Annotated in this window: 7 protein-coding genes; 1 reads left to right on the top strand and 6 read right to left on the bottom strand. The window is 45.8% G+C overall.

Going from position 1 to position 9441, the window contains the following annotated elements; translation table 11 throughout:
• Window positions 1–90 (top strand): IS3 family transposase (locus BAA9072_RS24650; protein WP_330999314.1); only part of this gene is annotated, 90 nt, incomplete at its 5' end.
• Between the two features lie 76 nt (window positions 91–166).
• On the opposite strand, the gene aceA is transcribed toward BAA9072_RS24650, so the two are convergent.
• The 6 genes from aceA to pcrA all read right to left on the bottom strand — a co-directional run bounded on the left by aceA (window position 167) and on the right by pcrA (window position 9423).
• Window positions 167–1447, bottom strand: a complete 1281-nt coding sequence (gene aceA / locus BAA9072_RS22340; protein WP_201716782.1) for an isocitrate lyase — start codon at window positions 1445–1447, stop codon at window positions 167–169.
• 192 nt (window positions 1448–1639) lie between these two features.
• Window positions 1640–3229: a malate synthase A gene (gene aceB, locus BAA9072_RS22335; protein WP_201716781.1), complete on the bottom strand. Its 1590-nt coding sequence runs from the start codon at window positions 3227–3229 to the stop codon at window positions 1640–1642.
• 366 nt (window positions 3230–3595) lie between these two features.
• The gene (locus BAA9072_RS24745) at window positions 3596–3763 is read right to left on the bottom strand and encodes a DUF3949 domain-containing protein (RefSeq protein WP_408015260.1); all 168 of its coding nucleotides are present in this window, start codon (window positions 3761–3763) and stop codon (window positions 3596–3598) included.
• A 199-nt stretch (window positions 3764–3962) separates the two neighbouring features.
• Window positions 3963–5114: a CamS family sex pheromone protein gene (locus BAA9072_RS22325; RefSeq protein WP_201716779.1), complete on the bottom strand. Its 1152-nt coding sequence runs from the start codon at window positions 5112–5114 to the stop codon at window positions 3963–3965.
• Between the two features lie 15 nt (window positions 5115–5129).
• Complete coding sequence (gene ligA / locus BAA9072_RS22320) at window positions 5130–7136, bottom strand: NAD-dependent DNA ligase LigA (RefSeq protein WP_201716778.1); 2007 nt, start codon at window positions 7134–7136, stop codon at window positions 5130–5132.
• Between the two features lie 61 nt (window positions 7137–7197).
• Window positions 7198–9423, bottom strand: coding sequence for a DNA helicase PcrA (pcrA, locus tag BAA9072_RS22315; protein WP_201716777.1), 2226 nt, complete (start codon window positions 9421–9423; stop codon window positions 7198–7200).
• Window positions 9424–9441 lie beyond the last annotated feature (18 nt).

Below are 9441 nucleotides of genomic sequence, written 5' to 3'. Positions count from 1 at the left end.
ATCATTTACTACAATCATTACAGATATCAATGGAATTTAAATAAGATGACCCCTGCACAATACAGGGATCACCTTCAACAAGCTGCCTAGGCTTTTTTTAATTGTCCTTTACAAAGGGTACACATTATTTTGAGGGACGGACCTTTATGAATATTTTAATAATATCTTAGAATTGAGCTGCCTCCGTTGATCCTTTCAGGGCTGTTGTGGAGGATGTTCCACCTGAAATGACCATGGATACCTCGTCAAAATAACCTGTTCCTACTTCGCGCTGATGCCTTGTAGCGGAATATCCATGCTTCTCGCTGGCAAACTCTGCTTCTTGAAGCTGCGAATAAGCGGCCATACCGCGATCGTTGTAGCCTCTGGCAAGCTCAAACATACTGTGGTTCAACGCGTGGAAGCCGGCAAGTGTGACGAATTGGAATTTATAGCCCATTTCACCGAGCTCCACCTGGAATTTAGCGATCGTTTCATCGTCCAGTTTCTTTTTCCAGTTAAAGGATGGGGAACAGTTATATGCAAGTAACTTCCCGGGATGTTCAGCATGAATCGCTTCTGCAAACCGGCGTGCTTCCTCAAGACTCGGTTCAGACGTTTCACACCACACAAGATCGGCATATGGAGCATACGCAAGACCTCTCGCAATTGCCTGATCAAGGCCGGCATTTGTACGAAAAAACCCTTCAGGAGTTCGATCTCCTGTGATGAAACGGGCATCATGAGGATCTACATCGCTCGTGATCAAGTCCGCGGCATTGGCATCTGTACGGGCAATGATTAAAGTCGGTACTCCCATTACGTCCGCTGCAAGACGGGCAGAGATGAGGTTCTTAACAGAAGTTTGAGTAGGAAGAAGCACCTTTCCTCCCAGATGACCGCACTTCTTCTCAGAAGAAAGCTGATCTTCAAAATGGACGGCAGACGCCCCGGCTTCAACCATCCCCTTCATTAATTCAAACACGTTCAATTGTCCTCCAAATCCCGCCTCTGCATCGGCAACAATTGGCACAAACCAATCAATCGATTCGTCCCCTTCTACGTAATGGACCTGATCGGCACGCTGAAGCGCCTGGTTGATCCGCTTCACAACGGATGGGACGGAGTTTGCCGGGTATAGACTTTGATCGGGATACATATGTCCTGATAAATTGGCATCGGCCGCAACCTGCCACCCGCTTAAATAGATTGCTTTCAGACCGGCTCTCACCTGTTGAACCGCCTGGTTACCTGTCAGGGCACCGAGGGCATTGATATACTCTTCCTCGTGAAGAAATTTCCACAGTTTTTCAGAACCCCGACGGGCTAAAGTATGCTCGATATCAATCGACCCCCTCAAACGAATAACGTCTTCGGCTGAGTAAGGCCGGGTAATCCCCTTCCATCGTTGATCCATTTCCCAATTTTCCTGTAGTGCCGTTACACGTTCGTTATTTGCTTTTACCATGATCGATCTCTCCCTTTTTTTGTTTTTGTTGTATTTTGATGGCGATGTTCGTTCGATTATCGTCTTGCGTCCGGGCTTGAGGTCCGTCCCTCACTCTGCTGAAGCGGTAATTGAGTGAAGGGAATAGCCGTACGGTATCGACATTTATTTGGTGGGCATTATACTTGCAGGTCCGTCCCTCTCTGTATTCCTCTAAAGGATTCGATAGCCCGGGATGGTGAGGAAGTCTGTGAACTGGTCGTTCTGGATGAGTTGGTCGAAAAGATCGACAGCTTCCTGGAATCGGCGTTCCCTGTATCGTTCTTCCCCCAATTGGCTTATTAGCTTCGTCAGTTCTTCCTGCTTTAATTGTTCGTAGAGCTCCATAGTGATGTTCCGACCGTCTTCAAGGATCCCTTTCGGATGACGAATCCATTGCCATAGTTGAGCACGTGAAATCTCTGCCGTCGCCACATCTTCCATCAGGTTGTGAATAGGAGCTGCCCCCTGACCGCTCAGCCAAGAAGAAATGTATTGAATGCCGACATTTATATTCAATCGGACTCCCTCTTCTGTTATCACCCCTTGAGGAACTTCCAGAAGATCCTGTTCTGACACTTCCAGATCTTTTAATATTTTCTCATCGATCTGATTAGCTTTTTTCATCTCCTGATTGAATACGCCTAGGGCAACCGGTACTAAACCAGGGTGTGCAACCCACGTTCCATCATGGCCATCTCGCGCCTCCCTTTCTTTGTCTGTTTTCACCTTATTGAACGCTTCTTCATTCTTTACCGGATCACTCTTAACCGGGATCTGTGCCGCCATCCCGCCAATTGCGGGGGCTCTCCTTCTATGACAGGTTTTAATCGTGAGCAGAGAGTACGCTCTCATAAACGGCGCCGTCATAGTGACCGAGGAACGATCAGGAAGAATCACGTTTTCCTGCTCCCGTAGTTTTTTGATATAACTGAAGATATAATCCCATCTTCCACAGTTCAAACCCGCTGAATGTTCCTTTAACTCATAAAGGATTTCATCCATTTCAAATGCAGCCGTGATAGTTTCAATCAGGACCGTCGCTTTGGTCGTCCCCTGGGGAATCCCGACATAATCCTGGGCAAATACAAATACATCATTCCAAAATCGTGCTTCTTCGTAGCTTTCTAATTTAGGTAGGTAAAAGTAAGGTCCCTTATTCGTAGAGGTTAAATGAGTCGCATTATGAAAAAAGAATAATCCAAAGTCTACAAGGCTAGCCGATAGTGACTGCCCACCCAGTTCGATATGTTTCTCTACCAGATGAAGTCCTCTTGGCCTAACGATTAATACAGCATGCTCCTGATTTAACTCATAACGTTTCCCGTTTGTCTCGAAGTTGATTGTGTGGTGTACAGCATCCCTGAGGTTGATCTGTCCTTCTATGAGGTTCGTCCATGTTGGGGAGGTGGCATCTTCAAAACACGCCATGAAACATTTCGCTCCAGAATTCAGAGCATTGATGACCATCTTGCGATCGACCGGTCCGGTAATCTCCACCCTTCGATCCTGCAAGGCTTTCGGAATTGCACCGACCTTCCAATCACTTCGGCGAATCGATTCAGTTTCAGGTAAAAAGTGAGGCAGCTCTCCTCTATTGATCCGTTCCTGCTTCTCCTCTCTGTTGTGTAACAGCTCTTTGCGTTTTTCCCCGAATCGGTGCTCTAATTGTTCCAAAAACTGCAGTGCCTCAGGTGATAATAATTCATCAAAGCCTGGTCTTAGCTCTCCGGTTACCTTGATCCCAACCATTTGAGTCGACATAGAACGTATTCACTCCTTAAACGTATTTAACAACAAATTCTTATTGTTATAATACAGATTATTTAACATGTTTGTATTGTATAACAGTTACTTTGAATTTGGAACACTTTTTTCAGAATTTTCATTCGACAAATTCCGCAATCGTTGCGATAAAACAAAAAAGGTCCGTCCCTCACCGCTTTAACTCGATGAGGGACGGACCTTCAATACCAATGAAACTTTACTAGTTATAGTTTGTTTTCCAAGTCCTTCATTCTCTTCTCCATCTTTTTATTCTGTTCATAGACAAGCGTTGCGAAAGTTAGGGACGTCCCGGCCACTATAAGGGCAATAAAACTCATCATCCTCTGCTCCCTCCTTTATTTTTCATTTTGTGAATAATATGGCGATGATATTGGCAGGAATAAATATCGGATTTGACTGAGCATTATGATGAAGAACCTGATCCTGGAAAGGCATATCCTCATACATCTCCCCTTGAGATCGGATTTTTCCCCTTTTCTCTTCCATCGCTCTTACATCATGATACTGGATCGGATCATGCTTACTGTTACTACAAATAAAACAAAAGCAACGATGAGTTCAAATGAGAATATCCATTACTCGGTCCTGCCTCATTAGATTCTTTAACCTTTATACGAACAAAGTGGCGTGATTGTTTCATTTTTTGGAAAAAACAGGTCCGTCCCTCAAAAAAAGAACTAACCCCTATGCGGATTAGTTCTCCCTCTTCTTATTCATAAATGTGCAAATAGGTTTCTTTACTGCCCGGTTTCTTTACGATCAACGCTTCCGGTCCATAGGAAGAGGAGACGAGGAGTTCTACGTCCCAGCTGTCCGGGGTCTGTTTGCCGATCATATTGGTCAGATGCTGGGCAAATCCGATGGTTTCAGCTTTCCCCTGGAAAGAAAGAGCCACTTCGAATTCCATTTTGGACAGCTTCTGATCTTGATAGAGTGCTTGTCCTGTCAGTCCTGTGTATACCGGAAAATACTTTTCGATGTCTGTTTTCAGTTCATTAAAGACTTTATAATCGTTCGGGTGATTCTCCTGGGCTTCCGGGGAAGGGAATAAATAGTAATCTTCATTAATTCCTTTCCAGTCCTGAATGCCTGTTTCGTCCGGTTCCACTGTTGTGTACGCAAAAAAGTGGCCTGGGACGACCTGATCTTTCGGGGCCTGCTTATAAAGCGATATCATGATCGGCACGTTTTGGAGTTCTTTTTTCTGACGAAGGCGATTGAGTACTTCGCCGGCGATTTTCGCTCCCTGTTCTTTCAGGACCTCATTACTGATGTTTTTGACTGTTCTGGTCCCACTCGACATATTTGTCTCGTATTGAACAGAATTCAAGGATAGAGCGACAGCCACTCCACCAAGACGTACCTTGTTGTCTTCTTTTTTCATCAAGTAATTATGTTCAACTACATGGGCTAAATAAATGGGGGCATTTTCCCCGCTTGCCTGCACGGGATTAAGCCCCACATTTTCTGACTCCTTTAAACCTTTTTCTTTCAGTTGTTCACTTGTGTATTTTCTTTGCAGCCAGCTGTCCACCGTTTTCTTGTTCAGAAATTGACCTTCTTTGAAGAAGTATTCATCTGTCGAAAATCGATTTTGAGCCACTCTTAAGAGGCCTGTTTCAATTTCATTAATATCATATCTGGATCCTAGATCATTCACGACGACGCCCCGGGTATTACTCGTTTCATACGGCAGCATCGTTTTATAGTATTCTTTCGAAATTTGGAAGCTTGGTATGATGGCTTTCTTTGCTTCGCTATCCTGATTTTCCTGAACGACCTGATCCTGTTTCTCAAATGTCGGAGCACAGCCTCCTAGTAACAATAACACGGAGAGAGCGACCGAAATCCCTTTTTTCATTCCTCGTTACACCTCTTATCGGTTAAGTTCTTCCATCAGCTTGTCCTCATCCCATACTTCTATATTTAACTCGATTGCTTTCGTCAGCTTCGATCCCGCCTCTTCCCCGGCTATGACAAGATCGGTTTTCTTACTGACACTGCCAGTTACTTTACCGCCGAGCATTTCGATTTTTTCTTTTGCTTCGTTACGGCTCAACCGCTCTATTTTTCCTGTAAGAACAATGGTTTTCCCTGCAAAGGAAGAGTCGACTTCACTTGCTGTTACAGGCTTCGGTCCCTTGTATTCAAGATTCACGCCGGCTTCTTTCAGCTCCTGAACGAGCTCCTTCACTTCCTCATTTTCAAAATAAGCGACAATGGCATCTGCCATTTTATCCCCGATTTCATTGACGTTCGTCAGCTCTTCTTTACCCACTTCCATCAGCCTGTCCATTGAGTCGAATTCCTGTGCCAGGGTCTTCGCGGCTTTGGCACCGACATGGCGTATTCCAAGACCGAATAACAGTTTCTCCAAGGAATTCGCTTTCGACGTTTGAATGGCTTCCAGGAGGTTATCAACGGATTTCTCGCCCATCCGTTCCAGCTGAAGAAGCTGATCCCGTTCTAATCTGTATAAATCCGCGACATCTTCGATCAGTTTCTCCCTGAATAACTGGCTGATCACTTTTTCACCCAGGCCATCGATATTCATGGCATTCCGGGAAACAAAATGAATCAACCCTTCACGGATTTGAGCGGGACACTTTGGATTGATGCACCTGAGGGCCACTTCCCCTTCGAGTCTCACAAGCTCACTTTCACACTCCGGACAATGGGTCGGCATCAGGAATTCCTGTTCGTCACCGCTTCTCTTCTCCTCCAGTACGTTGACCACTTCAGGGATAATATCTCCCGCTTTTTTAATGACGACGTGGTCTCCGATTTTGATATCTTTCTCTCTGATCAGATCTTCATTGTGCAAGGATGCTCGCTGAACGGTGGTTCCTGCCACACGCACCGGTTCTAATATTGCCGTTGGTGTGACGACTCCTGTTCGGCCTACACTTAATTCAATCTCTTTCAGCACTGTGACCACTTCTTCGGCGGGGAACTTGAAAGCTATTGCCCATCTTGGGCTTTTGGCTGTCGTTCCAAGTTCATGCTGCTGATCAAGGGAGTCGACTTTAATGACGATCCCATCAATATCATATGAAAGGTTGGGTCGATCTTCTGTCCACTTCCCGACAAAATCAAGGACTTCTTCGATAGTGGCACAACGTTTGCGTTCAGGGTTTGTTTTAAACCCCAACTTATCCAGCGTATCCAATCCCTCACTATGTGAGTTGATCCCTGTATCCCCGATATCCGCCATAGCATACAAGAAGAGGTCGAGATTCCGGGATGCCGCGATTTTAGGATCAAGCTGGCGAAGTGATCCTGCTGCAGCATTACGCGGATTGGCGAAGGGCTCTTCCCCTCTTTCTTCTTTGATCTTATTCAGCGCTTCGAAGGATCCTTTCGGCATGAACGCCTCCCCACGAACTTCGAAGGACATTTCCCCTGAGATCTTTAATGGAATAGAACGGATGGTCTTCAGATTCGATGTAATATCCTCACCTATGGAGCCATCCCCCCTCGTTGCCCCCTGGACGAATGCGCCATCTTCATACCTGAGAGAGACGGCCAAACCATCAATCTTCAGCTCACATACGTAGGAGAAGCCATCCCCCACCGCCTGGCGGACACGGCGGTCAAAGTCACGAAGATCTTCTTCATTGAAGGCATTCCCCAGGCTCAACATCGGCGTTCTGTGTTCGACTTTTTCGAAAGACTCGAGAATGGTTCCCCCTACACGTTGAGAAGGAGAATCCGCTGATTTCAATTCCGGAAATTGGTCCTCGAGCTCAATCAATTCCCTAAGGAGTTGATCATATTCGGAATCAGGTACAGAAGGTTTGTCGAGAACATGGTATTCATAATTATATTGATTCAATCGTTCATGCAATTCATTGATACGCTTTTCGGCTGATTGTCGATCCATTTCCACAACCCTTTCTTGCTTATATGTTCAATACAGTCGAAAGATGATGCCTTCCGACATGTTATGCTTTTTCAATTGGAGCAAATTTGGCCAGAAGACGCTTAATTCCCATCGGGCTGGGGAAGGCAATATCGAGCTCAACACTGTCTCCCGATCCTTTCACACTGACAACGGTTCCCGTCCCCCACTTCTTATGCTGGGCCTTATCCCCTACCTGCCAGGCAACGGATTCCCCTCCCGTCGTGGTTTGGACCGGACGTGAAACAGGCTTACGCGGGGCAGGGCGGGTCGGTGATTTCACCGCTGATTTCCCGAAAGGTGTGAAGGCACTCTTCGTCTCTGCCATGACGTCATCCAATAAATCGGCTGGAATCTCATTAATAAAACGGGAAACCGGGTTCATCTTGGTTTGCCCGAATAACGTCCTCATCTGGGCATTGGTCAAGAAGAGCTGTTCCTCCGCCCGGGTAATTCCTACGTATGCCAAACGGCGTTCTTCTTCCATCTCATCCTCTTCCATAAGGGAACGGCTGTGGGGGAAGACCCCTTCCTCCATTCCCATAAGGAATACGACAGGGAACTCAAGACCCTTCGCTGCGTGCAGGGTCATTAAAATCACGGAATCCTTCGGCCGGTCATCTTCATCAAGCTTATCAATATCGGCGACCAGCGCAAGGTCCGTTAAAAAGGCCACGAGACTCTTGTCATCATTGGACCCTTCAAAGCTTTTCGTTACCGACAGGAACTCGTCCAAGTTCTCCAGTCGGGATTGCGATTCAATTGACTTCTCCGCTTTCAGCATGTCGGTGTAGCCTGATTTCTCAAGGATTTCCTCTACCAATTCCGTGACAGACAAGTATTCCTGCATACTGGTATAGCCTTTCACCATTTCCATGAATTCAATCACAGCCTTGGTGATTTTAGGGCTCAGTCCGATGAAGTCAGCTTCTGCCAGCGCCCTGAACATGGAAATATCATGATCCTGTGCGTAACGGGCAATTTTATCAATTGAGGTTGCCCCGACACCCCTTTTAGGAACATTAATGACGCGCTGTAAACTAATGTCATCATCTGGATTCGAAATGAGCCTGAGATACGCTAAAATATCCTTGATCTCTTTTCGATCGTAGAACTTAATGCCGCCCACGATGGAGTATTCAATATTCGATTTCAGCAGTACTTCCTCCATGACACGGGACTGTGCATTTGTACGGTAAAGAATCGCAAAATCAGAGTATTTTCTCTTACCCGTTTCCATCATTTCCTTGATTTTCCCCGTGACAAATTGAGCTTCTGTCTGCTCGGTATCCGCTCTGAAGTACGATATTTTTTCACCGTCATGATTTTCCGTCCACAGGTTCTTCGGTTTACGATTCGAATTCTTCTGAATGACTTCATTCGCCGCCTGGAGAATCCGTTTCGTTGAACGATAGTTCTGTTCCAGGAAGATGACAGTCGCCCGAGGATAATCCTTTTCAAAGGAAAGGATATTGGCTATGTCTGCACCCCGCCAGCGATAAATCGATTGGTCAGAATCCCCTACTACACATAGATTCTGGAAACGGGATGCGAGCAGTTTCACGAGCATATACTGAGCTCTGTTGGTATCCTGATACTCATCCACGTGAATATACTGGAATTTACGCTGATAAAATTCCAAAACTTCCGGTACACGCTGAAATAATTGGATGGTCGTCATGATCAAATCATCAAAATCAAGCGCCTGGTTCTTCCGCAACCGCTTCTGATATTCTGTGTATACATCCGCTACGACCTGGTCGTAATATCCCCCTACCTGCTTGGATAATTCTTCAGGAGTCGTCAGCTCGTTTTTTGCAGAGCTGATGGATCCCAATAGGGAACGAGGATCAAATTTTTTCGGATCAATGTTCTTTTCTTTTAAAATCGCTTTAATGACAGACTGCTGATCCGTGGAGTCGAGTATTGTAAAATTGCGATTCATCCCGATCCGGTCGATATCACGTCGCAGTATTCGGACACACATACTGTGGAAGGTAGAAATCCATATGTTTTCAGATACCCCGCCCAGAATGTTTTCAATACGATCCTTCATCTCTCTCGCCGCTTTATTTGTAAAGGTAATCGCTAAAATATTGTATGGATTGACCCCTTTTTCCACCATCAGATACGCAATTCGATGCGTCAATACTCTTGTCTTCCCTGAGCCTGCCCCTGCCATGATCAGTAACGGTCCTTCCGTCGCCTTCACAGCTTCCGCCTGCTCGGGATTCATTCCATTCAACAATCGATCAGTCAAAAATTGCATAGTCTCACACCACCATAA

Source organism: Rossellomorea arthrocnemi, assembly GCF_904424705.1.
Taxonomy (GTDB): Bacteria; Bacillota; Bacilli; order Bacillales; family Bacillaceae_B; genus Rossellomorea; species Rossellomorea arthrocnemi.
This window is presented reverse-complemented; position numbering and strand designations above follow the sequence as displayed.

What these genes read in the sequence shown, in the direction of transcription:
- pcrA (WP_201716777.1), bottom strand. Translation starts at nt 9,423, where the DNA reads ATGCAATTTTTGACTGATCGATTGTTGAATGGAATGAATCCCGAGCAG.
- aceB (WP_201716781.1), bottom strand. Translation starts at nt 3,229, where the DNA reads ATGTCGACTCAAATGGTTGGGATCAAGGTAACCGGAGAGCTAAGACCA.
- ligA (WP_201716778.1), bottom strand. Translation starts at nt 7,136, where the DNA reads ATGGATCGACAATCAGCCGAAAAGCGTATCAATGAATTGCATGAACGA.
- BAA9072_RS22325 (WP_201716779.1), bottom strand. Translation starts at nt 5,114, where the DNA reads ATGAAAAAAGGGATTTCGGTCGCTCTCTCCGTGTTATTGTTACTAGGA.
- aceA (WP_201716782.1), bottom strand. Translation starts at nt 1,447, where the DNA reads ATGGTAAAAGCAAATAACGAACGTGTAACGGCACTACAGGAAAATTGG.